Below are 26,181 nucleotides of genomic sequence, written 5' to 3'. Positions count from 1 at the left end.
CGATTAAGGAGATAACATGGCAAAACGCGTTCAGTTCCGAGCTTATGGTGGCCCAGAGGTTCTGCAATATGTGGATTTCACACCGGCTGACCCCGCTGCGGGAGAGGTGCAGGTTGAGAACCGCGCCATCGGCATTAATTTTATCGATACCTATATTCGCAGCGGCCTGTATCCGGTGCCTGATTTGCCTTCCGGGCTGGGAACCGAAGCGGCGGGTGTCGTAACCAAAGTCGGCGCGGGTGTTAGCGTGCTGAAAGTGGGCGATCGCGTCGTGTATGCGCAGTCCGGGCTGGGGGCGTATAGCGACGTGCATAACGTGGTGGCGGAGAAGGTTGCGCTGCTGCCGGATGCCATCAGCTTTGAACAGGCGGCGGCCTCTTTCCTGAAAGGGCTGACGGTTTATTACCTGCTGCGTCAGACGTATGAAATCAAGCCAAATGAGGTCTTTCTGTTCCATGCCGCGGCGGGTGGGGTTGGGTTGATCGCCTGCCAGTGGGCTAAGGCGCTGGGGGCGAAGCTGATTGGGACGGTAGGCTCCGATGAGAAAGCGGAGCGCGCGACACAAGCGGGTGCCTGGGCAACCATTAATTACCGTACTGAGAATATTGCACAGCGCGTCGCGGAACTGACCGATGGGCAGAAGGTCAACGTCGTGTATGACTCGGTCGGGAAAGATACCTGGGAAGCCTCGCTCGATAGCCTGCGCCGCCGTGGATTGATGGTTAGCTTCGGCAATGCGTCCGGGCCCGTCACTGGCGTCAATCTGGGGATTCTGAACCAGAAAGGCTCGCTGTACGTCACCCGTCCGTCGCTGTTTGGTTACGTCACCAACCGTGCTGAACTGGAGCAGGCCAGCAATGCGCTCTTTTCACTGATCGCCAGCGGAGCGATTACGGTGGACGTGCCGCAGAGCCAGCAATTCGCGCTGTCGGATGCGCAAGCGGCACATCGGGCGCTGGAAAGTCGCGGTACGCAAGGCTCATGCCTGCTGATTCCGGGCTAATCCCGCAATGAGGTTATCGCACGTCTAGCGATAACCTCGCCGCTTTCCCTACTGCGGGAAAAGGGCTGTCACGGTATTACTTCTTAACAAAAAAACCAAAACGGACTGTTTGTTTCTTAAACACCCCTCTGTAGGATTTGACGAAAATATAGACTCAGGCAGCCATTCAAATGCTGTGTCTGATGCGTTGTCTGCGCCGTACATCATGGCTATTCCAATAAGCCGCGCCGCTCGCTCGTATCGCGTGCGGCAGTGAGCATAAATTCAACGGTATTTTTTCAAAAAATGGCTCTCTCTTTACCTCTTCGCTATCTCGATGGTTGTTTTCGCAGGCGATTTCTCGCCTGACTTTGAACACACGACAGAAGGATGTGAGTATGAGATCCATCAAACGTCTGCCCATGCCCCCGACCCGAGGCCTTCTCGGGCATGTTGACTACTTAAAACGAAGTGACATCCACTTACAGATGCTGCGGTGGAAAGCGCAATATGGCCGTTTTTATCGCTTAAGGTTGGGGCTGACGCCAGCGATCGTGATTGCTGACGCTGAGTGGATTCGCACCATCATGAAATCTCGCCCCGACGAGTTCCGGCGCATCAGCAGCATTGAATCTGTTTTTCAGGAAGCCGGGTTGAACGGGGTTTTCTCATCGGAAGGGACACGGTGGGAGAACCAGCGCAGGCTGACAGAACCGATGTTTCAGCCTGCCCATCTGAAGTATTTCTATCCCAGCCTCAGGAAGGTGACCTCCCGGCTATCTGACCGTTTCACGATGTTGGCTGAAACTGGGGAGACCGTCGCGCTGGTGGAGGAATTCAAGCGCTATACGGTTGATATCACGTCATTGCTGGCTTTCGGTGAAGACGTGAATACCCTTGAACAGGGGGATAACCCGCTCTCGCAAAGTTTACGCCGTCTGTTTCCCGTGATTAACGAACGCTGTGATTCTCCGATTCCCCTATGGCGATACATCAAGCGGGAGCGAGATAAGCAGTTCGATGCAAGTTTGAGCCAGATTCGCGAGTACGTTGATGGATTTATTTATCGCCAGCGCAAACGCATCCAGCTAAACCCGCAGCTAATGGAAGCACCAGAGAATATGCTACAGGTGATGCTTGCTGAGCAGAAAAAAGACGAGATGCTGAAAGACGACGACATTGTGGCGAATGCGATTACGCTTCTTATCGCCGGGGAAGACACGACGGCGAATACGCTTGCCTGGATGAGTTTCCTGCTTTGCTCGGCACCTTCGGTAGAGGAGAGCGTGTTTCAGGAGTGCAAAGAGGCGGCTGATGGGGCTGGCGGGATCCTTCCGTGGCCGCTTCCGCGTATGCCCTGGCTTACGGCAGCAATGTATGAATCGATGCGGCTCAAGCCCGTTGCCCCCCTGCTGTATCTTGAGCCAACGAAGAACACGGTTATTGATGATTTCCTGATCAAAAAGGGGACGCCTCTGCTGCTGATGCTGAATGCGAGCGGGTTTGATGATGCGTTATTTCAGCAGCCCTATGATTTCGTGCCTGAGCGATGGCTTGAGCGCGGAAAGGCGGCTTTTTCCGATCTTCAGCCCTTTGGCGGCGGGCCGCGTATGTGCCCCGGGCGCTCGCTGGCATTAATGGAAGTGAAACTGGGGTTTCATGCATTGTGTAGCGGGTTTCGCGTAGAAGCGCAGCAGCCTGCATCGGCCGTTACGGAGAGTTTTGCTTTTACGGTAACGCCATCGGGCTTTCGTGTGAAGCTGCACAAGCGCGAGTTGTTGCAATAGCGAGGTGTGAGGGGAGGCGGGCGGTTGGTGACAGGGGCTGAGCGACAGAACCTGACAATAATACCGACTCGCGAAGAGTCGGTATTATTGCCTGAAAGGCCTTGGCTATTACGCTAATTTCATCAGACTGTATGTAGGGTACAGCGTGGTGATCGTCACGAAGGTGCCGCTGTGCGGCTATTATTTCCCTGACGACGATGAAATCGTGTGGCTTTTTGCCACCCTGTTTTATTTACCTGGTTTGTTCACTCTGTAAACGACAATCGAGTGCCAAACAGTGGCGTCATCCTAGCAGCCACATCCGGGAAAAAATATCTGTTGGCGCACACTTTTGTACTAAAGCTGGTCGTATTAAAACATGCAGTATTCAAACAAGTTGGTATTAAATACGGCCTTGCCCGTCATTTTTGCGCGTAATTCAGATTTTTCCCTGTCTGGCATTACCACTCATTCCCGTTGCGTTGGCGATAAGTGTATTTTCGATAGGTATAACGGTGCGAATTGTAGACGGGACGCCCGCTAAATTTGCGCCACAGCCATACCGCCACGACGGCTAAAATCAGCCACGGCAGCACCTTTATCGCCATGCTAAACAGCCCGCCAATCAGCATAAAAAGGGACGCCACAAACAGCGCCGCAATCACGCCCAGCAGTGACACGCCCGTCAACATCAGCATGATAAAAAAGCCAATAACGAAGAAAATTTCCAACATGGTGCGCTCCTGTAGCTGTTAAACCGCATCTTACGCAGGGAAGAGAAAAAGTGGCTCTGCGTGCTACATAAGCTATAACAAGAATCGTGCCAAGATGTGCCGCTGGTAAGTAGTTGATTTACCAGCGACGTCAGGAGAAAGAGTGAAGGAGGGGTGATGAAAAAGACTAACTATTAGTGTTTTTTAAACCAGATTAACCAGCGCTAATGCACGTTCTACCACCGCCGCATCGGCACCAGGCTTGTGGGCGTTTTCACTCAGGTAGCGCCGCCACTGGCGCGCGCCGGGGATGCCCTGAAACATGCCGAGCATGTGGCGCGTGATGTGGCCTAATGCCGCGCCGCCGGAGAGTTCGCGCTCGATATAGGGGTACATGGTTCGTACGACGCCAGCCAGATCCGGCGTGGCAGCGTCGATGCCAAACAGCTCGCGGTCGACCTGCGCCAGAATACCGGGATTCTGATAGGCCTCACGCCCCATCATCACGCCGTCCAGATGCTGTAAGTGCGTTTTGGCTTCTTCCAGCGTTTTGACGCCACCGTTGATGGCGATGGTGAGCGCGGGGAAATCGCGCTTGAGCTGATAAACGCGCGGATAGTCCAGCGGCGGAATTTCCCGATTCTCTTTCGGGCTAAGACCTGATAGCCAGGCTTTGCGCGCGTGGACGATAAACGTCTCGCACTCGCCGCGTTCGGCGACAGTTTGAATAAAGTCGCATAGGAATTCATAGCTGTCTTGATCGTCAATGCCGATGCGGGTTTTCACCGTAATCGGAATTGATGTGCTGTCTTTCATCGCCTTGATACAGTCTGCCACCAGTGCCGCTTCGCCCATCAGGCAGGCGCCGAAACGGCCATTCTGTACGCGATCGGACGGACAGCCGACGTTCAGGTTAACTTCATCATAGCCGCGCTGCTCAGCCAGTTTGGCACACTGCGCCAGCGCTTGCGGATCGCTCCCGCCGAGCTGTAGCGCCAGCGGATGTTCTTCTTCGCTGTAGGCCAGATAGTCGCCTTTACCATGAAGAATCGCGCCGGCCGTCACCATTTCGGTATACAGCAGCGTCTGGCCAGTCAACTGGCGAAGAAAATAACGACAATGGCGATCGGTCCAGTCGAGCATCGGCGCGATGGAGAAGCGGTTAAGGCGAGAAGCGCGAGAGTCGGTGGATACCGTGTTATGTGTACCTGATTTTACGTCGGTCATGATTTGTCAGTTATCGTTTCGTGTGTGTCTGGCGGTGTTGTCTGAGGTTACCTTTGCTGGCGCGACTATAGCATAGGGAGCGGGTCGTGACGGATAGTTATCTTACCCTGGGTTAGGGAACACTCGTCCCCTGTTCACGATAGCCTGAGATCAACAATATGGATCATGGCACTGCTAGCGGCGTATTACGTGTCGTAGCTCAGATTTGATCCTGTGTTCAAATACGATTAAATTTGAAGGTATTCAACGAGAACTGAGCAGCACATATACATGCAATCAGGCAGCTATGTATGGGCTAGGAGCGGAAGTTTGCAATAGATATAACAGCTGGTAAGGATATTACTCACAATGCTGTGAGTTAATCAATGGGGGAGCGGGCCAGAGCAAACTGGCTCAATTTCAGTTGAAACCGGAAATTTAATTCCGTCTTAGTAAGCTTAGATGACCGGCAAAACTGTCAGGCCTTGCCGGTGACGTTGGTATGTTATGAATATTATTGGGGAATACTTAAGATAGCTCTTTTCTATTTTCCTCGGATTCCCTCAACCACTTTACTACGTTATCAATAGCTTTCTCATTTGAATGCGTTGAGTGGATCAGCATTCCATCACGCTGCGGCGTAAATTTCTCCACAGTATGTTTCCCAGAAGGTGTTTCTGACGATGAAACAAAAACCTCTGGGCAGAAAATCAGCCTCAAATCCCCATAAGCCAGTGCTTTAGCAACGGACAACCAGAAGGAGAAGACCGCAACGGGTAGGGCTGCTATTATAAGCACATGAGGTATATCTTTAGAAGGCCAGAAGTGTTGACAGATGTGGACGATTACTACAGTTATCAGCCCTCCTAAGCATACCCAGAGCCAATCATTATCGTCAGGAAAGAAGAAATAAATAATCAAAGCAGCCAAGGTGTAAAATAGATAGCTTAGTGTCGTTGACCACAATAAAAGCTTCTCGGCCGAGGAACTGGCCATTTTAAGCTGTGAGATTAATCCAAAGCACCCTTCGTGGAAGGAGCTTATAAAACGCAAACCTGAGTCAGCTTCATCCCCAATTGCCTGATAAATCTTTACATTACTTAGATTGATATTATCGTCTTTTTTTTCATTCTCGATTTCCCGTGTGACCGCACGCTGCCATTTTGGTGCAATGACTAACTCGAGGAAAAATGAAGAGGCTGCCAACGCAATCGCATACGTTACATCGTAAATACCTAGAGGTACTAAAATTAACGCCAGTAACAGCTGAGCTGAAATTGTGCCGCTGATGTTGAAAAGTTTGATAAGCTTACCAGATGTGCGCTCGATATGAGCGCGGTAGATAAAAGGGGGAGAAAGCAAGCATGCACCGCTAATTTTATGTGCAATGTCTTTGTGCATGTAGGACATTTCCCTGACTATTGCGCCGCCGTGGCTGTGTGCAATGATATAGTTATGTTTTGCCGGAGAATCAGCCAGTTTTCGGGCGAGGTCGATTGCCGCTTGTGTCCTCGTTGATGCTGAATTATCGCTACTCCATGTGAAATTCGTAACGCCAATATCAGGGCCAAGCGTTCTGAGTTTTTCCCTCATTGCCGAACCCTCTTGAGTCCAGGGGGCGTTTTTCTCAAATGTACCGTGTATTAGATGGATCATTGTATCGGGGGGGCTTTCTGACGTCATTCGATCAGGCGTATTCGCGTTTGATGCTGGCGGCAAGACAAAGTGCCATCCGGGAATAATGATCCTTGACCACAATCTTTTTAAAAGATAAAGCACCATAAGACACAACAGGAGGATGGCAACAGGCGTAGTCATCAAGCCAATAATGGCTGTTTTCAGGAAATAGGATAGTGTTCCTTTAATATGTACTATACAAAAATAAATTATTGACGAAAATAACAACACATAAAGTGCCGAAAACGCACTTACAGCAATGATAAGAATTATATTTTGCATATTTATATCCCGATATTTTATGTGATATTTAAACGGAGGTTTTTTAACGTTATTTGAATTATAGCCTGCGTGCTCTCTCTGGAGTTCATTATGAATGATAATTGCAGCACTCAATGTGCGGCGAAGCGATTCAATAATTCACAATCGAGAAATTGCGTAAGGAAGGTTTGACCCTTCTGACTCAATTGGCCATTTACTCTATTCATTGAACACTTCCGAGTAAATAAATACTTTTAACCATAATATGAGGCCTTAAGCAACTCACAGTACCCAAGCTCGAAGAATACAACAAGAAGAAAACAATGATGCACAGCCATCCTCTGATAAAAGCAACGAGCGATAAGAAATTACCTTATCCCAGACAACTCAGAACAATTTCACCAGAAATCTAGGGGGGGGAGATTATAGGCAGCTTAGGGCCAAGAGATGCGGAATCCGTTACCCGCCACCTTGACCTGCCCTCCTAGATTAATTTAGACTGATTTTAGCAAGAATTGCTTCTTATACAAAAAAACCATCATATGAAGTACGACCCTGAGCCATAAAGATATTAGCTCAGGATTAGGTTAATGCATATTAAGAAACATTTGAAGAAACTTGTCGACGTTCCATTCTTTGATATCAGAGACTTGCCCATCGCCAATTTCTATCAGGCGAAGTTCACCAGCGGTGTTTTCAGCCATATCAATCGAGAAAAAAGGTGAGCTGATATGCTGCGCTATTTCAGCAACAAGATCAGGAACCATGCTGTCAGAAGAGTACACGTTATTTCTAAAGGAAAAATAGCGTCTTTCACTGCTTTTTATAATGTCTTCAACTTTTCTCAGACTAATGCCACCTTCAATTTCACCACGAAATTGCTTAATGGCGGCTATTATTTCGTGGATCTCTTCAGCATTTTCAGCGATAGAGCCTCTGGATGTGGTTAGCGATTTAACATAGTCTTTAACAAAATAGCTGGGCCATTTTAGCTGGTTAATAACCTGATCGAAGTCATCATTTTCTTTTAAGAAAGTGGTCTCTGGTGTATATTTTTCGCATGATTTATACCACCCCGTAATATGATGGCTTGAGAGGTAATCTTCTAAGGGTACGAGCATATTACCGCCAATCCGAGTCACCGCATCGCTCAGGCTCTTATATTCATCCGATTTGAGCATCCAGCCTCGCCAAATTACTGGGGAATTCGATTCAAGGTCCTTTGAAAACGTGTATTTTCCATTGGATACATGCTGCGTGGATAATAACAGACACGATAAGCCACGTTCTTTAGCTGAATGATATTCCGCCTCAAAAATCTCATCCACTTTTGAACTATCAAAGTAGTCACTAGGGTAAATTATATTCATTTAAATTATCTCAACGAGGAAAGGATGACATTGAAATTTAAAATAACTTATCACACATCTGATCGGCTGATTATAATCAAGGTCGCTTAAGCGACCTCGTCAGCAGGCTTACGGTTAATAATGTCGTGCGTTACTGAATGTTGTTGTTATGTTTACTAATAAACTCGTCTTGTAGGCGTTTTGACTCCAGTAGGTCGCTTTGCGACATATTTTTTTCAATTTGCTGCGCTTTTTTCTCAATTGTCTGAATTAATTTTTTTATTTCTGGGTTTTCGAGTAATACGTTATTTTTTTCACCTCTATTAAATATGGAGAACCAAAAATAAGCCTGTGCATAGTCCTTATTAACCCCAACCCCATCGATGTATAGCCCTGATAAGGCAAGTTGTGCGCTTTGCAGATTGTTCTCCGCAGCGTCTTTCGCGTATTTAAATGCAGTTCCGTAGTTTGGTGCAGTGCCAAATCCCTTGATATACATGATAGCGAGTTGGAATTGTGCGTCAGCATTACCTTGTGCGGCGGCTTTTTTAAACCACGGGATCGCTTTCGCTGATTCTTGTTCGTCAAAATACATAGCACCAATTTCATATTGCGCATCGGCGTTGCCTTGCTCCGCTGCTTTCATGTACCAGGCTTTTGCCTGCTCATCATTTTCCTCCACCCCATTTCCATCATAGTACCGATCGCCCAGTTCCAATTGTGCGTCAGCATTACCCTGATTTGCGAGCTGCTGTATTTCTGTGAGAGATTTATTCTCAAAATCATCGGCTGCGGCGTATGCCGTGGACAGGGAAAGTGAGAGTACAGTGGCTAAAAATAACGAGATGAATTTCATGTGTAATCCTTCACATTTTAATAAAAAAGCGCCGATAAGGCGCAACGAATAACAATAACGGCTCGTGAGTAACCTAGCCATATTTTGCGATATCGGTAAAGCGCGTACGCAGTAGTGAGTTAATTGACCATGAGGGACATTTTAGCGGGATAACCCGCTCATTTAAAATGATATAGGGCGGTATTAAGAACAAAAAAGAAAAAGGAGCAGGCCGTGGCTTGCTCCCTTGGGAAGAGTGATGAGAACGTTATGCGGTGGCGTGGTTGACCATCTGTGTCAGCACCTTGCGCCATGCATCTACCTGACCGAGGTAGTTTGCTGCGGGAATTTGCTGGAAATTCCCGTTGGCATCTTCCAGTGCGAACGTGGGGAAGCCTTGCCCGCGTACTTTCGCCAGTAATTCCCGGCTGGCGCTGATGTGTTTTGACAGCGCTTCTGCCTGAATAAAGGCGAATTCTGTGCAGAAAGCGTCGCCATCCAGGCCGATTTCTTCCGCACACTGACGCAGCACGGCGGCGTCGACGATCTTGAGCCCGGAAACGTAGTGCGCCTGCTCAATCTGGTACAACATCTCCATGCCTTTGTCAGCTATCGCTTCCGCAGCGAGTACGGCAGCCGTCGGCGGCGCGGAATCCAGTATGACGCTGGTGTCACGCAGCAACCCTTCGTAATAGTTTTCCCCGAAGGTCTGCCCGGTCATTTGCGCGATGCGGCGATCGTGAGGAATCACATAATCGTGCCACTCGGGGGTGATGGTGCGGCTATTGCTACCCGTCATCATACCGCCGCCGTGGAGGATCAGATCCAGCCCCTCAATCTCCTGCGCAGCCAGCGCGAGTGGGGCGGCGCCGTAGCACCAGCCGCACAGTGGATCGTAAATGTAATGCAGTCTTACTGTGGCCACTTCATTTCACCTTTCAGAACCTGGGCGCTCAGTTCAAGACCCGATTCTTCTTTCAGCGTTGGATAGTGTTTTTTCATTGCGGCGATCAGCTCGGCAGAGTTTTTGGTTTTTGCCAGCTCTTTTTCCACGGTATCCAGATATTGCAGCGTGAACGTCACATTTTTCAAGGTGTAATCGGTTGGTGCGATAAAGTGACCCGGCACGACGGTGGTCGGCTTCAGCGCTTCAATGGATTTCAGCGTTTCACGCCAGTGAACGCGAGATTCTGGCGTTTGGGTATCGGCAAGCCAGACGTGGATGTTGGCAGACACCGGAATACCACCGACAACGGCTTTCAGCGACGGGATCCAGACGAAGGTACGATCCGGCGTTGGCCCTTTCAGTCCTTTTACTTCCAGTTTTTTGCCGTCAACGGTAAAGCTATCGCCTTCGAGCGGTTGAGGAACCACGATCTCTTTCGGCGCATTGTCTTTCAGAACGGGGCCCCAATGCGCCACTTTGCCGTCTTTGCTGGCGTTGATTGCATCGATAGTGGCCTGAGTAGCAATGATTTTCGCATCCGGGAACGCGGCTTTGATCACGTCCAGACCGAAGTAATAGTCAGGGTCGGAATGGCTGATATAAACGGTAGTCAGTTTTTTTCCGGTGGCTTTGATGCGATCAACCAGCGTCTGAGCATCGTTACGCTGGAACTGCGCATCGATCAGGGCAACTTCTTTATCGCCGCTGATAATTTCGGAAGAAACCGGGAATACGCTGGCTTCACCTGGATTAAACACATCGATTTTTAACTCTGCGGCGTTAGCAGCAGAAGCCAGACCCAGCGATGCAGCGAGTAAAGATACGGTAAAAGCGATAGATTTAGACATGGTGATACTCCACAGGTATGACAGAAAGTGGGTTCATGTTATGTTGCATTAATCGTACGAAAAACCGCAAAACTGGCAATTGTTTGTTGCATATAACGGACTAATCTATGGATCGCATTACGGCAGCAGAAGTGTTTGTGGCTATTATAGACCGCGGTAGCATGATCGCGGCGGCAGAGACGCTGGACATGTCCCGGGCGATGGTGACGCGCTATCTGGCGGAGATGGAAGCGTGGGCGGGTGCGCGGTTATTGCACCGTACGACGCGCAAGCTGAGCCTGACGGATGCCGGGGAAAAAACGCTGGCGCGCTGTCGGGAGATGCTGGCGCTGACGGCGGATATGCGCGTCGAGGCCGAGACCGACGATGCCACGTTAAGCGGTTTGCTGCGCCTGAGCTGCTCGCAGTCGCTGGCGCAGGGGGCGCTCGGCATGGCGATCACGACGTTCCTGCGGCACCATCCTCGGGTCGCTATCGATCTGCAAATGAATAACCGCGCGGTGAATCTGGTCGAGGAGCGCATCGATCTGGCGCTGCGCATTACCAACGAACTGGATCCCAATCTGATTGCCCGACCGCTGGCACGCTGTGAGTCGGTGCTGTGTGCATCGCCTTCTTACCTGAATGAGCACGGTATTCCGCGACAACTGACCGATCTCTCGATTCACAACTGCCTGACGTATACCTATTTCGGCAAAAGCCTGTGGCATTTTTCTCGCGGCGATGAAAAATTTACGATTCCGGTTAGCGGTAACCTGAGCGGCAATGAATCACTGGTACTACTGGCAGGTGCGCTGGAAGGGGCGGGGATTGCGCTGCAACCGCGCTATTCTGTGACACCTTATCTCGCCAGCGGACAACTGGTGGCGCTATTGCCGGAATACCGTCCGCAGGCGATGGGGATTTATGGCATTTACACCTCGCGCCGCCAGATGCCTGCCGCGCTGCGCACTCTGCTGGATTTTCTGGTGGACTGGTTTGCTCACGATCCGCGCTGGCGGGCGCTGGCACAGCCATCGGCGCAGTGATGGGGCGAACGACCCAGACGATACGCTAGCGCCGCAGGACCTGTTCCAGACGTGAAGGCACGCCGGCAGCGTACTGTCTGAGTTGCTCAATCACGGTGTCGACCAGCGCCGATGCAGGGCGGTGCAGCGGACGAATCAGGCTGACCGTAAAGGGCACGTCGATGCTGAAAGGCCGCACGACCACGCCGGAGGCGGCATAATCCAATGCGGTGAGCGGGTTGACGATGGACAGCCCGACGCCTGCCCGCACCATTGCACACACCGATGCCGCGCTGTGCGTTTCCAACACCATCCGGCGCGACACGCCCTGTTCCTGAAACAGCTTGTCCAGCAGTTGGCGATAGCTGTCGGCGCTCGACAGGCTGATAAAGGGTTCATCGGCAAAATCCGGCGGCGTGAGCACCGCTTTTTGCGCCAGCGGATGTCCGGCAGGCAGCACGCAGACTTCATTGAGTAGCATTAGCGTTTGCCGCTCTGTACCGGCTGGCGTGAGGCTGTTTTCCGTTAAGCCTAAATCGTGGCGCTGGGCGGACAGCCACTCTTCCAGCAGCGGTGATTCCTGTGGAATGATGTGCAGATTAAGCCGTGGGTAGCGCGCTAGCAGAGGCTTACAGACGTCTGGCAGTAGCGACTGCGAGAACACAGGCAGACAGGCAACGGAAAGCTGCGCCTGCTGAAAACGGCGAATATCGCTGGCGGCGTTGATAATCCGATCCAATCCATAATAAGAACGCTGCACTTCTTCAAACAGCTGTAGCCCCTGCGCAGTGGGGTAAAGCCTGCCGCGCAGTCGCTCGAACAGCGTCATCTGAATCAGTTTTTCAAAGCGTGCCAGCTCGCGGCTGACGGTCGGCTGCGAGGTATTCAGCAGAGCCGCTGCTTCCGTCAGGTTCCCGGTCGTCATGACCGCATGGAAAATCTCAATGTGTCGTAAGGATACTGCCGCCATGTCGCCTCCTTCCTTTATTTTTATAAACCATCATTTTTATAAACCATATCAGAAATGAATAGAGTCTGCTTAAAACGATATTTGTTTACCCATTGGGGTATTTCTATAGTGTCTCTCAACCACGTTTAACCCTGTAAATCGGTAACTATTATGCCCCACGATTTGAATGACGTAACACATGCGCTGAACGCGCAAAGCCTGCGTGAACTGCCTGCCCGCTTTGGTTGTCCGGTTTGGGCCTATGACGCGCAAACTATCGTTAACCGTATCGCCCAACTGCGCCAGTTCGACACGATCCGCTTTGCGCAGAAGGCGTGTTCCAACACGCACATTTTGCGTCTGATGCGTGAGCAGGGTGTAAAAGTCGATTCGGTATCGCTGGGTGAGATCGAGCGTGCGTTGATTGCAGGCTTTGTGCCGGGCACTGATGCACATGAGATCGTGTTTACTGCCGATCTGTTGGATCGTCCGACGCTACAGCGCGTTGCTGAACTGAATATTCCGGTGAACGCCGGTTCGGTCGATATGCTGGAACAGTTGGGTCAGCAGTCGCCGGGGCATCCGGTGTGGCTGCGCGTGAATCCGGGCTTTGGTCATGGTCACAGCCAGAAAACCAATACCGGCGGCGAGAACAGCAAGCATGGCATCTGGTACGGCGATTTGCCGCTGGCGCTGGCACACATTCAGCGCTATCAGCTGAAGCTGGTGGGCATCCACATGCATATCGGTTCCGGCGTTGATTACGGTCATCTGGAGCAGGTGTGCGAGGCGATGGTGAGTCAGGTCGTTGAACTGGGTCAGGATATCGAGGCGATTTCCGCGGGCGGCGGGCTGTCGATTCCCTATCGCCACGGCGAAGAAGCGATTGATACCGAACACTATTACGGGCTGTGGAATGCGGCGCGTGAGAAAATTGCCGCGCATCTTGGCCATCCGGTGACGCTGGAAATCGAGCCAGGACGTTTTCTGGTCGCGGAGTCCGGCGTGTTGGTCGCGGAAGTGCGGGCGGTCAAATCCATGGGGAGCCGCCACTTTGTGCTGGTGGATGCCGGGTTTAACGATCTGATGCGTCCGGCGATGTACGGCAGCTATCACCATGTTTCTCTGCTGTCGGGCGACGGCCGCGATATCAGCCAGTCCACCTTGCGCGATAGCGTGATTGCCGGGCCGCTGTGTGAATCCGGCGATGTGTTTACCCAGCAGGCGGGCGGCGGCGTGGAAACGTTCGCGCTGCCGGATGCTCAGGTTGGCGACTATCTGGTCTTCCACGACACAGGCGCCTACGGTGCATCTATGTCCTCTAACTACAACAGCCGTCCGCTGTTGCCGGAAGTGCTGTTTGAAAACGGCGAGCCGCGCCTGATTCGCCGCCGTCAGACGCTGGACGAGCTACTGGCGCTGGAAGCGCTTTAATCACCCTGATTTGGCTGTGTCTGGGGCGAGGCGGCCTGCGCCTTTCCCCTGAATGTGATGCGCCAGCCGAACGTCATGCCGGCGGCGGACAGCAAAATCGCGATAGTGCCAGCAAGCTGCATGGTATCCAGCCGGTGCCCAAACGCGGCCCAGTCAACCAGTGCCGCGATAACGGGATAGATAAACGAGAGTGCCCCAACTAGCGCGGTCGGGATTTTCTGGATCGCGCTGTATAACAGCGTCGACATCAGCCCGGTATGGATCACACCAATCGCCACAAGCATTCCCCACTGTGAAGCCGTAGGCGATACAGGTATTGCCGCGAAGGGGGCAAGGACAACGACGCCAACCAGCAACTGTATGAGTACGAGTACGTGCGGCGGGATCCCTGACAGCTTTTTCGTTATCGCGGCTGCCACGGCGTAGAAAAACGCGGCCCCCAATGCCATCAGCACACCAGACAGATAGCCTTTATCATCGCTATCGATTCCCGTTTGCGCACTGACGATCAGAACGATGCCGCCAAAGGCGCACAGTAGCCAACAGAGTTTGTTGAGGGTCAGCGTTTCCCTGAAAAAGATCGCGCCTAGCCCCACCAACATAAAGGGCTGCGTGTGATACACCACGGTGGCGACAGCGATAGACGCATGTGCATACGCGCCAAACAGCAGCGTCCAGTTGAACACCAATGCCAGACCGCCGAGTAGGGCAATACCAGCCTGCTTCCGGTTAATGACGCCCCGCCGCAACAAGCCCAATAGCCCGCAGACGATCAGCATCGTCAATGCGCCGAACGCGCAGCGCCAGAAGACTACCGCCATGGCGGGCTGTCCTGACGTCAAAACGAACCAGCCAACCGTACCAGAAATGATCATCGCGATAGCCATTTCTATCGTGCCGCGCGTCTGAGATATCATTTTTTCCTGCCTATTTGTGCAAAGTGTGTGCTGTTATAGCGAACAAAATTTTTTATAATGAACAACAGGACAAAATAATGAACACAATGCATTCGTTCGTCAAGTCGAACGAATGATCATTATGGTGAACGCTATGACAATTGATAATCAGGAAAAGGGCGTGCAGGAAATCACGCCCATCGCGCGATTGGCCGCTGCGATTCGGCGGGAACGTGAGCGGCTAAATCTGTCAGTCACCGAACTGGCAAAGCGTGCAGGGCTGGCAAAATCAACGCTTTCGCAGTTGGAAACCGGAATTGGCAACCCGAGCCTGGAAACGCTCTGGGCATTGGCGATGGCGCTTGATGTGCAGGTCAGCCAGCTGATTGGTCAGTCTCGTCAGCATGTGCAGGTGATTCGGGCTAACGAAGGCGCAGCAACCTATTCGGAGCAGGCAAACTATGCTGCGACGCTGCTGGCCGCGTGTCCGGCAGGCGCGCAGCGTGATATTTATCGGCTTAACGTACAGCCGGGGGAAGCCAGAGTCTCTCAACCGCATAGGCCGGGGACGATTGAGCACGTGATCCTGAGCAGCGGTCGCGCCAGAATTGGACCTGTTTCACAGCCTGTTGAGCTAAGCGCGGGGGATTACATCAGCTACTCCGCCGACGTCCCGCATCTGTTTGACGCGTTGGAAGCCGATACGAGCGCGGTGATGTTGATTGAGCATGGCTAAAGCGGCAACCCCGTACGTACTGTTCGTACGGGGTAAGCGGTGACACATTTTTTAGCAAAAATATTAAGAAAGCCGAGTCTCTGTTATCTGTCATCGTGCCAAAACTCGCACAGCGTCAGGCGCTGTGCCGCGATAACTGCCAACACGCGTTAGATGGCGCCATCATGACGGATTTCAGCCTGATCACGTCCGAAGCCATTAGCCGTTTTTCACCGTGACTCGCCCGTGTTATACAGGACGATATGCCGTCCTGAAATCGTTGCTTAGCTGGGAGAGATTGGAATGAAAACTACCGCAGGATTGTTGTTTGACCTGGATGGAACATTGCTCGACACAGACCGGCTGCATCTGGCCGCGTTTAATGAACTCCTGGCCGATTTTGGTCAGTCCGTCACGATCGACTATTACAACGAAAAAATCATGGGTGCGCCGATGGATCAAATCACGCGCGATCTTTTCCCCAATTTACCGCCCGAGCACCGGTATGAACTGGGGGAGCGTAAAGAAGCGCTTTTCAGGAAGCAGCTTACGGGGCCGCTGGAAGGCCGGCCGGGCGTGACTGAACTCTTCGAGTGGGCGCAGGACAGAAACATTGGGATCGCCGTGGTGACTAACGCGCCGCGTGAAAGCGCCATCATGATGTTGAAGGGGCTACATTTACTGGAGTCCGTCGATCATCTGCTTATCGGTGCGGAGCTGCCGCGTAGTAAACCCGATCCTTACCCCTACGCGGAAGCGATGCGACTGCTGGGCGTTGGGCGTGAAAATGCATTAGCGTTTGAGGATTCCGGCCCCGGTATTCAGTCTGCGGCAGCGGCGGGGGTATTTACCTTCGGTATGACGGGAGCGCTGGATGAAGCGGCGTTGCTGAAGTATGGTGCATCAGCCGCGATCCCTGATTTCAGAGACGACAGGCTGACGGTCATGCTCAGCAAGCTTAGCGCGTGAGGTAAAGGAACCGACATGGCCTCCACTATCATTCATGCCCCAACGGGCGATGGCTCAAAGGCCACGCTCAGAGCCTACAGCTCGTTTGAGCCCTACGAGCTTGCTGATTATCTGCGTGCTCTCGTGCATCACATGCCTGATGTGGTGTCCACATTGAAAGAATGCCGACGGCAAGGCTGGCTGAGGAGCAGCATGCGCCTCCGGTAGATATGATTCAGGGGGGCGGATACCGCCACCCTTCGCTGGTCACTCAGACACTGGAATGGCTCAGGTCAGAAGAAGCGGAAGGGATTTATGCCAGCTACAACAAAATTATTCTTGGAAAACCGGGTAGCCGGCTATTTGTTATTGATGCTGAAAACGCGGTAAAAAACCGAACCCGCTGGTTGTCCCAGCTTGAATTCATTGCAAACGGTAATCACCTATGAAAAACACGACTTATGCACCCTCTGCCACGACGGCGGTTATCAATGACAGCTGGGTATTAGCCAATGACTGGGGAAAGCTAACCAAATACGACATCACGTATACGCGTTCAAACGGCACGGAACAGCGCCTGATTCGCGAAGCCTATGACCGTGGTCATGGTGCGACCATTGCGCTCTACAACCCGGATGCGCGTACGGTCATTCTCACCAGCCAGTTTCGTCTGCCAGCCTTTTTGATTGGCCATCATTATGAGCTTATTGAAGCGTGTGCAGGCCTGTTGGATGAACGTGACCCAATACAGGCCATCAGAAAAGAGGCGGAGGAGGAAACCGGATATAAGCTCAATGACGTCACCAAAATTGGCGAAATATTCATGAGTCCCGGCTCTGTGACCGAGCGTCTACACTTCTTTATTGCGCCGTTTACGCATGAGATGCGAATTCATGAAGGCGGCGGTATTGCTGAAGAAGGCGAAGATATCAAGGTTATGGAAATTCCGATTAAAGATGCGCTGCGAATGATTGATGACGGTCAGATTATTGATGCCAAAACCATTATTTTGCTTCAGCACCTGGTTATTAAAAATATTTGTAAACCGTAATTCCCGATTCCCATAAAGGAAATGAAGAGATAACGGAACAGAGTCTGGTTAAACCCCAATTCAAGCGCGACGATTACACGTTCTATTTATATCTGTTGTCGGTGGTGTGCGGCTTTCATCAGGCCGTACCGGGCTCTATCACCCCTTTCCTGCGTGATGAATTACAGCTGTCCCGAATCGTGATTGGCTGGCACTTTAGCCTCTACGCGATTGGCATGTTTGCGACAGGCTTCATCGTTACCTACTGTTCCAAAAGGGTCTCGCCAAAACGTATTCTGCTCACCGGCTCGTTTGCGGTGACGATTGCGGTTGCCATTTTTTCCCGCTGATATTATCGGTTGCGACGCAGGCTGTCAGACCTGCTCGGTGAGCTGGTCGATATCAGCGGGAATTGCGGGATCAGCGATCGCTGCGGGAATAGTACGGCCCTTTTTGTACCGATTCGCGCAGCTTAAGTTCACCGGTGAAGGGCTGTAGCGGTTTGACGTCTTTGCCTGCAATCAGATCCAGCACCTGCGTAATCGCCGTCGCGGCCATCTCTTCAATCGGCATATAGACGGTGGAAAGTGAAGGGTGCAGGTAGGTGGCGCAGGGCTCATCGTCAAAGCCGAAGACGGAGACATCCTGCGGTAACTTTTTCCCCGCCTCGTACAGCGCTTTCATCGCGCCAATCGCCATGTGATCGTTGCTGACAAACAGCGCGCTAAAACTGATGCCGTTATTCAGCAATTGCTTGGCAGCCTGATAGCCGCTGGCGACCATGCTGGTTCCGTGTGCCACCCGACGCGGGTCAACCTCTATGTGGTGGTCGACTAAGGCTTGCTGATAGCCCGCGAGCCGCGCCCGTGCCGTCGGCGTTTGCATCGGTGCGGTGATGCAGGCGATCTCGCGGTGACCTTGTTCGATCAGGTAATTCACCACCTCAAACGCGGCCAACTGCTGGCGGAAGAAAATGCAGCGCTCTCGCGCCTGCGGCAGATCGCGATTCATCACGATCATCGGAATGGTCAGCGTATTCAGCAGCGTCATGAGATCCGCTTCGGACATATAGCGGGTATAGAGAATAATGGCGTCACACTGTCTGTCAGACAGAAGTTGTACCGCGCGATGTTCATCTTCCGGGGTATCGTGCCCGTCGGTCACGATGAGGTGTTTACCATTGCTTTCCGCGATATCCGTCGCGCGGCGTAGCAGACGGCCGAAGTAAGGCCCGTCAAAATTAGAGATAACGAGGCCAATGCTGTTTGACGTACGGCGAGCCAGAGAGCGAGCCAGAAAGTTAGGGCGGTAGCCAAGCTCGTCCATTGCCTGAAATACCGCATCCCGTGTTGCCTGCTTGACCTGACCGGTGCCGTTTAGCACGCGGGAAACGGTCGCTTTAGACACCCCTGCACGTTTCGCCACTTCCAGCATGGTTTTCATGGCTGCACCTTAATTGAGTATGATGACGGGCTGAAGCGCCTGTCCATCCCTGTTACGAACACCCTATGCCATGTTACCACAGGCATATTGTTGGATTTAACGTCCGGTGCTCGTTTCTCAATCAGATTTTTGTCAGTTTTGTGATGTCGCTATTTCGCGGCGTAATAAGACGATTTCTTCCGCCAGATCCCGGCATAGCATCGCGGTCATCAAATGATCCTGCGCATGCACCATGATCAGATTGACGGGCACTTTGCCTTCCCCTTCGTCCAGGCCGATCAGCCGTGTTTGAACACGGTGAGCCTCACGAGCCGCTTCGAGCGACGCGGCGAGCAGGTCGTCAGCCTGTTGCCATTCCCGTTGACGCGCAGCCTGAATCGCCATCATGGCGTTTGAACGGGCTTCGCCCGCGTTGATCAGCAGCTCCATCACGGTTTGTTCCATATCGAATGCAGGGAGGTTCTCTGTGTCTTTCATCATCAATTTCCTTCTCGCTGTCAGGAATCGGCTCTACGTCCACTGACCATTTATGGTATGCCAAAAATCACATTTTCATCATATTGGAATTCCAATATCGTCTTGTGAGAATCGTGTCACAGAAAAATAATTCATTATGGTTGATTTTTGGTATGCCAAACGCGAAAGCGCGGTACCTGCATTTACCCTGCGCGTAACGGCCATCCCGCGTGTTACACGCGATATAACAATATGATGATGAAAGAGGTGGTGTTATGTCATTTAAGGACCAACTGATTGATTCATTGGGCTCCTTTGCCAATAAATTTAACAGTCTGCGTTATATTATGGCGATTAAGGCATCCTTTATTACGCTGATGCCCGTCATTATCGTCGGGGCGTTTTCCGTTCTGATTTCCAACATGGTGATGGATCCGAAAAATGGTCTGGCCAGTTTTTCCATGTTCTCGTTTCTGGCTGAACTTAAACCGATTATGAGCGGCATTAACTACGCCACGCTCAGCTTTCTGACTATCGGTGCCGTCTTCCTGATTGGTATCGAGCTTGGGAAGATTAACGGTTCACGCGGGCTGTTTCCCGGCCTGCTGGCGGTGATCTGCTTTATTGCCGTGACGCCAACCACGATCGAAATGGCCGTCAACGGGCAGATGATGGTGGTGAAAGACGTGCTGGCGAAACAGTTCTCCGATACGAAGAGCCTGTTTCTGGGGATGTTTATCGCCATCCTGTCTGTCGAGATGTATACCAAGCTGCAAAATGTCGATCGGCTGCAGATTAAAATGCCGGACAGCGTGCCGCCCAACGTTGCGGCCTCTTTTTCTGCGCTGTTTCCTTCCATCATCACGGTTGTCGCTATCGCCACCTTTGGATTTGTGTTTCAGCGCGTGACGGGCATGTATCTGTATGACGCCGTTTATAAAGTCGTGCAGCAGCCGCTGGAATCTGTGGTGCAAAGCCTGCCCGGTTTACTGGTGCTGATGTTTGTCGCACAGCTGTTCTGGGTGATCGGCATCCACGGTAACCAGATGATTAAACCGATTCGTGAACCGCTACTGCTGGGGGCGATTGCTGTCAACATGACCGCGTTCGAACAAGGGCAGGAGATACCGAACATTATCACCATGCCGTTTTGGGATGTGTATATGAGTATCGGTGGTTCCGGCCTGACGATTGGCCTGCTGCTGGCGGTGATGATCGCGTCTAAACGCAAAGAGATGAAAGAGATCGCCAAAATTTCTTTCGGCCCCAGCGTGTTCAATATTAATGAGCCGGTGATTTTTGGTATGCCGATTATGCTCAACCCGATTCTGGCTATTCCCTTTATTATCACACCGTTAGTGACGGGCACGATTGGTTATTTCGCCACCAGTATGGGGTTCGCGGGTAAAGCGGTGGTGATGGTGCCGTGGACAACGCCGCCGATCATTAACGCCTGGCTGTCGACGGCGGGTTCGATGGGGGCGGTCGCTACACAGATCGTGTGCATCATGGTGGCAACGCTGATCTATCTGCCGTTTGTCAAAGTCGCGTCCCGTCGTGCCGAGCTGGCGCAGTTGGAAGCGGAAAAACAGGTCGCAGCGGAAAAAGCCTGAAAGGGGCGAGAAGAGAGGTAACGCATGAGTAAGGTTGCACTGACTATTCCACCTGATTTTATTCTGGGCGCGGCGGCATCGGCATGGCAAACGGAAGGGTGGAGCGGCAAGAAAGCGGGGCAGGATTCCTATCTGGATCTCTGGTACCAGCAGGATCGTCAGGTCTGGCATAACGGCTACGGCCCGGCAAAAGCGACGGATTTCTTTAATCGCTATCGGGAAGACGTGGCGCTGATGAAACTGGCTGGGCTGACGCACTATCGTACGTCGATCAACTGGTCACGCTTTATGCTGGACTATGAGAAAGGCGTGGTGGATGAGGAATACGCGGCCTATATCGATAACCTGCTGGATGAGATGCACCGGCAGGGGATCGAACCGATGATCTGCCTTGAACATTATGAACTGCCCGCCTGTCTGCTGGAGAAGTATCAGGGCTGGTCATCCAAGCAGGTGGTGGAGTGGTTTGTGCTATACGCTGAGGCGGTGTTCGCCCGCTATGCCGGAAAAGTGAAGCGCTGGTTTACCTTCAATGAGCCGATTGTGGTGCAGACGCGCGTTTATCTGGACGCGCTACGCTACCCTTATGAGCAGAACACGCACACGTGGATGCAGTGGAATCACCATAAGAATCTGGCGACGGCGAAAGTGGTGCAGCGCTTTCGGCAGAAAGGCTATCACCGGGATGGCGGCTCGATCGGTGTGATCCTCAATCCCGAAGTGACGTATCCACGATCCCGTGCCGCGCACGATGTGAAAGCCGCGCACCTTTACGATCTGTTCTATAACCGGGTTTTTCTCGATCCGGCGTTAAAAGGCGACTATCCGGCGGAGCTGGTGGCGCTGCTGGCACAGCATCAGGTGAAGTGGGATTACACGGAAGAAGAGCTGGCGATCATTCGGGATAACACGGTCGATGAAGTAGGAATCAACCTGTATTACCCGCACCGGGTCAAAGCGCCCAGCCGTGAGTGGAACAAAGAGACGCCGTTCCATCCGGCCTATTACTACGAGCATTTTGAGCTGCCGGGACGTCGTATGAACACCTCGCGCGGCTGGGAGATCAATCCCAAAATTATTTACGACATGGCGAAACGCATGGAGCGTGACTACGGCAATGCGCCGTGGTTTGTGGCGGAAAACGGCATCGGTATTGAGAACGAAGCGCGCTTTAAAGACGATAAGGGTGTGATTCAGGACGATTACCGCATCGCCTTTATCGCTGAGCACCTTTACTGGACGCTGAAGGCGAAGGAAGAGGGCGCAAACTGCCGCGGCTACATGCTGTGGGCCTTTACCGACAACGTCTCGCCGATGAACGCGTTTAAAAATCGCTACGGATTAATCGAAATCGATCTGGAACAGGATCGGCAGCGGCGGCCGAAAAAGTCTGCCGCCTGGTTTCGCCAGCTACACGACACGCGTCGGCTTGAATTAACGCTGGATGATGAAGAGAAGTAGGCGCAGATAACCAAAATGAGGAACGGAATATGAAAAGAATCGTACTGGCTTGCTCGGCAGGCATGTCGACCTCACTGGTGGTCACCAAGATGGAGAAAGAAGCGGAAACCCGGGGGATGGAACTGAAAATCTACGCCATCCCCGAACAAAATCTGCGGGATGAATTGCAGGAGTTCAGCAGCGATATTATTGCCGTTTTGCTGGGGCCGCAGGTGCGCTTCAAGCTCAACGAAAATAAAAAGCTGACGGACAGCTACCAGATTCCTATCGCGGTGATCGACCCTGTCGCCTACGGCACATTAAATGGTGCAAAAGTACTGGATCAGGCGCTGAGTTTGGTAGACTAATGCCCCACCGCGGCGTCAGTACGCGGCTGGGTACATTCGGTGTGGGCCTGACGTCCGGTCCACACTCAGGGCGACAGTGCAGGTAGGGTGAAAGCGTGGCGAAGGATGTGGTTCTGCAAGAGAAGAAGCAATATCAGGAAATCGGCTGTGATTTGCGTCAGAAGATTCAGTCAGGGGATTACCCCGTTGGATCGCGCCTTCCTCCTGAACGAAATATTGCGGAAACCTATGGCGTTAGCCGGACGATAGTGCGCGAAGCGCTACTGATGCTTGAACTGGAAGGCACGGTCGATATTCGCCAGGGATCTGGGGTGTATGTCCTGCGCATTCCTGATGAAGACGAGGCGGCAGACGGCGCTAAAAACCATATCGGCGCATTTGAAATGCTACAGGCTCGTCAACTGCTGGAAAGCAACATCGCCGCGTTTGCGGCACGTATGGCAACGCGGGCGGATATCGAAAACCTGCGTAAGACGCTGGAGCAAGAGCAGGCGGCGATTGCCGGAAAAGATTACCGTGGCGATTTTGATCGCCTGTTCCACCTGCAAATTGCCGGTGCGACACAAAATCAGATGCTGCTGGAAACTGTCAGCAATATCTGGGCGTGCCGTGATGATAACGCGCTCTGGCAGCAGCTTTATACCCACGTCGGGACGCAGGGTTATCGCCTGAAATGGCTGGCGGATCATCAGGCTATTCTGGCGGCGCTGCGGCGTCGTGATGTGTCCGGTTCTTATCAGGCTATGTGGCAGCACCTCGAAAATGTCAAAAATACGCTGATGGAAATCTCTGACGCCGATGCCCCGGAGTTTGACGGCTATTTGTTTGATTCTGTGCCGATTTTTCAGGGGAAGTTGGTGTAATCATGGCGAACAGTTCAGGGGTAAGCATTGTTTATCTGGCGGATCACCCCCAGCATCAGGAACAGGTGATTGACTGGATATGGCAGGCATTCGGCAGCCAGAACAGCCGTGACTTCTTTGCCAGCGTGGTACGCAATAGCCTGAACCCTGCGGCGCTGCCGCTGACGTTTATCGCGCTGGAAGGCGAGCGCTTAGTCGGAACGGTGGGGCTCTGGCGCTGTGATTTAATCAGCAGACAGGATCTGACTCCCTGGCTGGCATCGCTGTATGTGGAAGAAAGCCAGCGTGACAAAGGGCTGGGCATCGCGCTGCAACAGCACGTACTGGACTTCTGCCGCCGTCAGGGCTTTGACGATCTCTATCTGTACGCCACGTTTAGCGGCTATTACGAAAAACACGGCTGGCGTTACATCGGCGATGGGTTGGATTACCCGGATAAAACCGTGCGGCTGTATCACCAGCCGCTGTAGGTGGTCTTTTTTATGCAAACTGCCTCTGAGTTTGCATAGAAAAATGAAGCAGACCCGAGAAGCATCGCGGACATCAGAACGATGTCCAGTCACCTTCACCGGCTGTGGCTGCGTTCTTACCCGGCGCGGTCAGCGCGGGTTGCAGGGCTAACGTGGGCGCTGCCACTGGCGTACGGGCGATCTGATGGCTGTTGCCCAGACGGAACTGGCTGACCGTCTCCGCCAGCTGCGCGGCCTGCTGTTGCAGAGACTGCGTGGCGGCTGAGGCTTCATTCACCAGCGACGCATTCTGCTGAGTCGTCACTTCCATCTGGTTCACTGCAACATTCACCTGCTCAATGCCCATCGTCTGCTCATTGCTGGCAGAGCTAATCTCGCCAACCAAATCGCTGACCTTACGCACGCCGTTGACGATATCCTGTATCGACGCGCCCGCTTGTACCACCAGCCGGTTGCCCGCTTCCACGGTTTGAACGGAACGGTCGATCAGCTCTTTGATCTCTTTAGCGGCAGAGGCGCTGCGCTGTGCCAGACTGCGCACTTCACTGGCGACCACGGCGAAACCGCGACCTTGTTCACCCGCCCGCGCGGCTTCTACGGCGGCATTCAGCGCCAGAATGTTGGTCTGGAACGCGATGCTGTCGATAACGCCGATGATATCGACGATCTTCTTCGATGAGGAATCGATCGCGCCCATCGTTTCCACCACTTCCGTCACCAGTTGTCCACCCGACTGCGCTTGCTGCGTGGTCGATTGTGCCAATTGGTTGGCCTGACGCGCGTTATCGGCATTCTGTCTGACCGTTGAACTTAACTGCTCAATGGAGGCCGCGGTTTCCTGTAGCGCGCTGGCCTGTTCTTCCGTGCGGCTGGATAGGTCGATGTTGCCTGCGGCAAGCTGTGAGGACGCGCCGGCAATGGATTCGGAACCCTGACGAACTTCGCCAACAATAGTACGCAGACGCACCGTCATGTCTTGCAGGGCGTGGAGCAGTTGGGCGGCTTCATCGCGTCCTTCTGGCTGCACATTGTGTGTCAGATCGCCCGCTGCGACGGCCTGTGTCGCATGGACTGCCCGCGCGAGTGGTTGCACGATGCTGCGAGTGAGCACCCAGGCGATCAGGACGCCGATGATGGCGCTCAGCGCGCCCGTGACGGCGAGGATGAGATCGCCACGGCTGGCGCCGGTGTTGATGTCTTGTCCCATTTGGTCGATGCTGGCGCGCTGATGGTCACGCAGCGCTTCCACGCTGGCCAAATAGCCGTTGGAAGCCGGAACGAACTCGTTGTCGAAGAGCGCTCTGGCGCGATCGAAATTGCCCGCCCCTTTTTCCGTGATAATCGCATCGCGCTTTTTAATGTAGGACTGACGATATTCGCCAACTTTATCGAATAACGCTTTTTCTTCTGGCGTAGAGATCAGGCTGGCAAAGTCCTCCTGTCGTTTACCGCTTTCTTTACTGGCGCGGGTATTCTCTGCGGCAAATAGCTCAACCAGCGAGTCGTCATTACTGCGGGCAACCGCCATACTGCGCTGGACGCCAGCGACGAGCGTAGCATGCCAGTCCGATGCCAGCCGCTCCTTGCGCAGCGGTTCTTGCATCATCTGTTTCGTACTGCTGGACACCTGGTTAAGTTGATAAATGCCGCTGGTCAGCATAGCCAGCGAAAGCGCAATAAGCAGGCCAAAGCCGCCGGCCAGTCGGGTACCTATTTTGTAGTTCTTCATTATTCGTTACACACACCTGGTTAAATTCAATGTCTGCCCCATGCAGACTCCGCGATCCTACTCCTCACTTTCCGATTGATTCTGCTGAAAAAGTGGACTAATGCCCCTGTATTTGAAGGGTCATTTACCCATAAAAAGTCGGGAAATGTGATCGAGCGGTAAAATGGAGAAAAACGGGCATCGGAGGGAAAAGGAACCTTTCGGGGAAAATTGCGGTATTTATCTGGCGAAAGTGCG

27 protein-coding genes are annotated in these 26,181 nt (G+C 52.6%); 15 read left to right on the top strand and 12 right to left on the bottom strand.

Annotation, left to right across the window (positions count from 1 at the left end):
- The first annotated feature begins 16 nt into the window (after positions 1-16).
- Both WCT94_RS09270 and WCT94_RS09265 read left to right on the top strand, forming a co-directional pair.
- The gene (locus WCT94_RS09270; RefSeq protein WP_336869231.1) at positions 17-1,003 is read left to right on the top strand and encodes a quinone oxidoreductase; all 987 of its coding nucleotides are present in this window, start codon (positions 17-19) and stop codon (positions 1,001-1,003) included.
- Between the two features lie 377 nt (positions 1,004-1,380).
- Positions 1,381-2,769 (top strand): cytochrome P450, encoded by a 1,389-nt coding sequence (locus tag WCT94_RS09265; protein WP_336869229.1) that lies wholly within the window; start codon positions 1,381-1,383, stop codon positions 2,767-2,769.
- A gap of 440 nt (positions 2,770-3,209) precedes the next feature.
- Here the strand turns inward: WCT94_RS09265 and pspG are convergent, their stop codons facing one another.
- From pspG to WCT94_RS09230, 7 genes are all read right to left on the bottom strand, one after another.
- A complete protein-coding gene (pspG, locus tag WCT94_RS09260) occupies positions 3,210-3,482 on the bottom strand; it encodes an envelope stress response protein PspG (protein WP_225085712.1) in 273 nt (90 codons plus the stop codon).
- Positions 3,483-3,665: 183 nt separating this feature from the next.
- Positions 3,666-4,688, bottom strand: a complete 1,023-nt coding sequence (gene dusA, locus WCT94_RS09255) for a tRNA dihydrouridine(20/20a) synthase DusA (protein WP_336869228.1) — start codon at positions 4,686-4,688, stop codon at positions 3,666-3,668.
- Between the two features lie 507 nt (positions 4,689-5,195).
- Positions 5,196-6,626 (bottom strand): hypothetical protein, encoded by a 1,431-nt coding sequence (locus WCT94_RS09250; protein ID WP_336869227.1) that lies wholly within the window; start codon positions 6,624-6,626, stop codon positions 5,196-5,198.
- Positions 6,627-7,192: 566 nt separating this feature from the next.
- The gene (locus tag WCT94_RS09245) at positions 7,193-7,975 is read right to left on the bottom strand and encodes an ATP-grasp domain-containing protein (protein ID WP_336869225.1); all 783 of its coding nucleotides are present in this window, start codon (positions 7,973-7,975) and stop codon (positions 7,193-7,195) included.
- Positions 7,976-8,105: 130 nt separating this feature from the next.
- Positions 8,106-8,810, bottom strand: coding sequence for a tetratricopeptide repeat protein (locus tag WCT94_RS09240; RefSeq protein WP_336869224.1), 705 nt, complete (start codon positions 8,808-8,810; stop codon positions 8,106-8,108).
- A 247-nt stretch (positions 8,811-9,057) separates the two neighbouring features.
- The gene (locus tag WCT94_RS09235) at positions 9,058-9,714 is read right to left on the bottom strand and encodes a DsbA family protein (RefSeq protein ID WP_336869222.1); all 657 of its coding nucleotides are present in this window, start codon (positions 9,712-9,714) and stop codon (positions 9,058-9,060) included.
- Positions 9,702-10,583, bottom strand: a complete 882-nt coding sequence (locus tag WCT94_RS09230) for an MBL fold metallo-hydrolase (RefSeq protein ID WP_336869221.1) — start codon at positions 10,581-10,583, stop codon at positions 9,702-9,704. Before WCT94_RS09230 ends, WCT94_RS09235 begins: the two co-directional genes overlap by 13 nt.
- A 107-nt stretch (positions 10,584-10,690) precedes the next feature.
- Here WCT94_RS09230 and WCT94_RS09225 point away from each other — a divergent pair, with 107 nt between their 5' ends.
- Positions 10,691-11,611, top strand: a complete 921-nt coding sequence (locus WCT94_RS09225; RefSeq protein WP_336869220.1) for a LysR family transcriptional regulator — start codon at positions 10,691-10,693, stop codon at positions 11,609-11,611.
- Positions 11,612-11,636: 25 nt separating this feature from the next.
- On the opposite strand, the gene WCT94_RS09220 is transcribed toward WCT94_RS09225, so the two are convergent.
- The gene (locus tag WCT94_RS09220; RefSeq protein ID WP_336869218.1) at positions 11,637-12,560 is read right to left on the bottom strand and encodes a LysR family transcriptional regulator; all 924 of its coding nucleotides are present in this window, start codon (positions 12,558-12,560) and stop codon (positions 11,637-11,639) included.
- A gap of 150 nt (positions 12,561-12,710) precedes the next feature.
- Here WCT94_RS09220 and lysA point away from each other — a divergent pair, with 150 nt between their 5' ends.
- A complete protein-coding gene (lysA, locus tag WCT94_RS09215; protein ID WP_336869217.1) occupies positions 12,711-13,973 on the top strand; it encodes a diaminopimelate decarboxylase in 1,263 nt (420 codons plus the stop codon).
- Here the strand turns inward: lysA and WCT94_RS09210 are convergent.
- Complete coding sequence (locus WCT94_RS09210; protein WP_336869216.1) at positions 13,970-14,890, bottom strand: DMT family transporter; 921 nt, start codon at positions 14,888-14,890, stop codon at positions 13,970-13,972. The two genes, lysA and WCT94_RS09210, sit on opposite strands and share 4 nt — an antisense overlap.
- 121 nt (positions 14,891-15,011) lie before the next feature.
- Here WCT94_RS09210 and WCT94_RS09205 point away from each other — a divergent pair, with 121 nt between their 5' ends.
- The 6 genes from WCT94_RS09205 to WCT94_RS09180 all read left to right on the top strand — a co-directional run bounded on the left by WCT94_RS09205 (position 15,012) and on the right by WCT94_RS09180 (position 17,912).
- Positions 15,012-15,605 carry a helix-turn-helix domain-containing protein gene (locus tag WCT94_RS09205; protein ID WP_336869214.1) on the top strand — a complete coding sequence of 198 codons (594 nt, stop codon included), beginning with the start codon at positions 15,012-15,014 and terminating at the stop codon, positions 15,603-15,605.
- A 95-nt stretch (positions 15,606-15,700) separates the two neighbouring features.
- A complete protein-coding gene (locus WCT94_RS09200; protein WP_336869212.1) occupies positions 15,701-15,823 on the top strand; it encodes a hypothetical protein in 123 nt (40 codons plus the stop codon).
- Positions 15,824-15,887: 64 nt separating this feature from the next.
- Complete coding sequence (locus WCT94_RS09195; protein WP_336869210.1) at positions 15,888-16,553, top strand: HAD family hydrolase; 666 nt, start codon at positions 15,888-15,890, stop codon at positions 16,551-16,553.
- A gap of 161 nt (positions 16,554-16,714) precedes the next feature.
- Entirely contained in the window at positions 16,715-16,981 is a 267-nt protein-coding gene (locus tag WCT94_RS09190; protein ID WP_336869209.1) for a hypothetical protein, read from the top strand.
- On the top strand, positions 16,978-17,583 hold the full coding sequence (locus tag WCT94_RS09185) for an NUDIX domain-containing protein (RefSeq protein WP_336869208.1): 606 nt from the start codon (positions 16,978-16,980) through the stop codon (positions 17,581-17,583). The genes WCT94_RS09190 and WCT94_RS09185 overlap by 4 nt, the downstream gene beginning before the upstream one ends.
- Before the next feature lie 95 nt (positions 17,584-17,678).
- A complete protein-coding gene (locus tag WCT94_RS09180; RefSeq protein WP_442955485.1) occupies positions 17,679-17,912 on the top strand; it encodes an MFS transporter in 234 nt (77 codons plus the stop codon).
- Positions 17,913-17,982: 70 nt separating this feature from the next.
- Here the strand turns inward: WCT94_RS09180 and WCT94_RS09175 are convergent, their stop codons facing one another.
- Both WCT94_RS09175 and WCT94_RS09170 read right to left on the bottom strand, forming a co-directional pair.
- Positions 17,983-19,005, bottom strand: a complete 1,023-nt coding sequence (locus tag WCT94_RS09175) for a LacI family DNA-binding transcriptional regulator (RefSeq protein WP_336869205.1) — start codon at positions 19,003-19,005, stop codon at positions 17,983-17,985.
- 132 nt (positions 19,006-19,137) lie between these two features.
- Positions 19,138-19,482, bottom strand: coding sequence for a PTS lactose/cellobiose transporter subunit IIA (locus tag WCT94_RS09170; RefSeq protein ID WP_336869338.1), 345 nt, complete (start codon positions 19,480-19,482; stop codon positions 19,138-19,140).
- 254 nt (positions 19,483-19,736) lie between these two features.
- Between WCT94_RS09170 and WCT94_RS09165 the strand changes: the two genes are divergently transcribed.
- The 5 genes from WCT94_RS09165 to WCT94_RS09145 all read left to right on the top strand — a co-directional run bounded on the left by WCT94_RS09165 (position 19,737) and on the right by WCT94_RS09145 (position 24,215).
- A complete protein-coding gene (locus tag WCT94_RS09165) occupies positions 19,737-21,074 on the top strand; it encodes a PTS sugar transporter subunit IIC (RefSeq protein WP_336869204.1) in 1,338 nt (445 codons plus the stop codon).
- 24 nt (positions 21,075-21,098) lie between these two features.
- Positions 21,099-22,535, top strand: coding sequence for a glycoside hydrolase family 1 protein (locus WCT94_RS09160; protein ID WP_336869202.1), 1,437 nt, complete (start codon positions 21,099-21,101; stop codon positions 22,533-22,535).
- 29 nt (positions 22,536-22,564) lie between these two features.
- A complete protein-coding gene (locus WCT94_RS09155) occupies positions 22,565-22,882 on the top strand; it encodes a PTS sugar transporter subunit IIB (protein WP_180741616.1) in 318 nt (105 codons plus the stop codon).
- 95 nt (positions 22,883-22,977) lie between these two features.
- Positions 22,978-23,745, top strand: coding sequence for an FCD domain-containing protein (locus tag WCT94_RS09150; protein WP_319849199.1), 768 nt, complete (start codon positions 22,978-22,980; stop codon positions 23,743-23,745).
- A 2-nt stretch (positions 23,746-23,747) separates the two neighbouring features.
- Positions 23,748-24,215, top strand: coding sequence for a GNAT family N-acetyltransferase (locus tag WCT94_RS09145; protein WP_336869201.1), 468 nt, complete (start codon positions 23,748-23,750; stop codon positions 24,213-24,215).
- 73 nt (positions 24,216-24,288) lie between these two features.
- Here the strand turns inward: WCT94_RS09145 and WCT94_RS09140 are convergent, their stop codons facing one another.
- A complete protein-coding gene (locus WCT94_RS09140) occupies positions 24,289-25,944 on the bottom strand; it encodes a methyl-accepting chemotaxis protein (protein ID WP_336869200.1) in 1,656 nt (551 codons plus the stop codon).
- Positions 25,945-26,181 lie beyond the last annotated feature (237 nt).

Source organism: Pectobacterium sp. 1950-15 (assembly GCF_037136835.1).
Lineage (GTDB): Bacteria > Pseudomonadota > Gammaproteobacteria > Enterobacterales > Enterobacteriaceae > Pectobacterium.
The sequence above is the reverse complement of the archived record's forward strand: the minus strand, read 5'-3'. Positions and strand labels throughout refer to the sequence as shown.

What these genes read in the sequence shown, in the direction of transcription:
- WCT94_RS09270 (WP_336869231.1), top strand. Translation starts at nt 17, where the DNA reads ATGGCAAAACGCGTTCAGTTCCGAGCTTATGGTGGCCCAGAGGTTCTG.
- WCT94_RS09190 (WP_336869209.1), top strand. Translation starts at nt 16,715, where the DNA reads ATGCCGACGGCAAGGCTGGCTGAGGAGCAGCATGCGCCTCCGGTAGAT.
- WCT94_RS09210 (WP_336869216.1), bottom strand. Translation starts at nt 14,890, where the DNA reads ATGATATCTCAGACGCGCGGCACGATAGAAATGGCTATCGCGATGATC.
- lysA (WP_336869217.1), top strand. Translation starts at nt 12,711, where the DNA reads ATGCCCCACGATTTGAATGACGTAACACATGCGCTGAACGCGCAAAGC.
- WCT94_RS09185 (WP_336869208.1), top strand. Translation starts at nt 16,978, where the DNA reads ATGAAAAACACGACTTATGCACCCTCTGCCACGACGGCGGTTATCAAT.
- WCT94_RS09170 (WP_336869338.1), bottom strand. Translation starts at nt 19,482, where the DNA reads ATGAAAGACACAGAGAACCTCCCTGCATTCGATATGGAACAAACCGTG.
- WCT94_RS09245 (WP_336869225.1), bottom strand. Translation starts at nt 7,975, where the DNA reads ATGAATATAATTTACCCTAGTGACTACTTTGATAGTTCAAAAGTGGAT.
- WCT94_RS09225 (WP_336869220.1), top strand. Translation starts at nt 10,691, where the DNA reads ATGGATCGCATTACGGCAGCAGAAGTGTTTGTGGCTATTATAGACCGC.
- dusA (WP_336869228.1), bottom strand. Translation starts at nt 4,688, where the DNA reads ATGACCGACGTAAAATCAGGTACACATAACACGGTATCCACCGACTCT.
- WCT94_RS09240 (WP_336869224.1), bottom strand. Translation starts at nt 8,810, where the DNA reads ATGAAATTCATCTCGTTATTTTTAGCCACTGTACTCTCACTTTCCCTG.
- WCT94_RS09165 (WP_336869204.1), top strand. Translation starts at nt 19,737, where the DNA reads ATGTCATTTAAGGACCAACTGATTGATTCATTGGGCTCCTTTGCCAAT.
- WCT94_RS09230 (WP_336869221.1), bottom strand. Translation starts at nt 10,583, where the DNA reads ATGTCTAAATCTATCGCTTTTACCGTATCTTTACTCGCTGCATCGCTG.
- WCT94_RS09145 (WP_336869201.1), top strand. Translation starts at nt 23,748, where the DNA reads ATGGCGAACAGTTCAGGGGTAAGCATTGTTTATCTGGCGGATCACCCC.
- pspG (WP_225085712.1), bottom strand. Translation starts at nt 3,482, where the DNA reads ATGTTGGAAATTTTCTTCGTTATTGGCTTTTTTATCATGCTGATGTTG.
- WCT94_RS09205 (WP_336869214.1), top strand. Translation starts at nt 15,012, where the DNA reads ATGGTGAACGCTATGACAATTGATAATCAGGAAAAGGGCGTGCAGGAA.
- WCT94_RS09175 (WP_336869205.1), bottom strand. Translation starts at nt 19,005, where the DNA reads ATGAAAACCATGCTGGAAGTGGCGAAACGTGCAGGGGTGTCTAAAGCG.
- WCT94_RS09155 (WP_180741616.1), top strand. Translation starts at nt 22,565, where the DNA reads ATGAAAAGAATCGTACTGGCTTGCTCGGCAGGCATGTCGACCTCACTG.
- WCT94_RS09160 (WP_336869202.1), top strand. Translation starts at nt 21,099, where the DNA reads ATGAGTAAGGTTGCACTGACTATTCCACCTGATTTTATTCTGGGCGCG.
- WCT94_RS09195 (WP_336869210.1), top strand. Translation starts at nt 15,888, where the DNA reads ATGAAAACTACCGCAGGATTGTTGTTTGACCTGGATGGAACATTGCTC.
- WCT94_RS09250 (WP_336869227.1), bottom strand. Translation starts at nt 6,626, where the DNA reads ATGCAAAATATAATTCTTATCATTGCTGTAAGTGCGTTTTCGGCACTT.
- WCT94_RS09140 (WP_336869200.1), bottom strand. Translation starts at nt 25,944, where the DNA reads ATGAAGAACTACAAAATAGGTACCCGACTGGCCGGCGGCTTTGGCCTG.
- WCT94_RS09220 (WP_336869218.1), bottom strand. Translation starts at nt 12,560, where the DNA reads ATGGCGGCAGTATCCTTACGACACATTGAGATTTTCCATGCGGTCATG.
- WCT94_RS09265 (WP_336869229.1), top strand. Translation starts at nt 1,381, where the DNA reads ATGAGATCCATCAAACGTCTGCCCATGCCCCCGACCCGAGGCCTTCTC.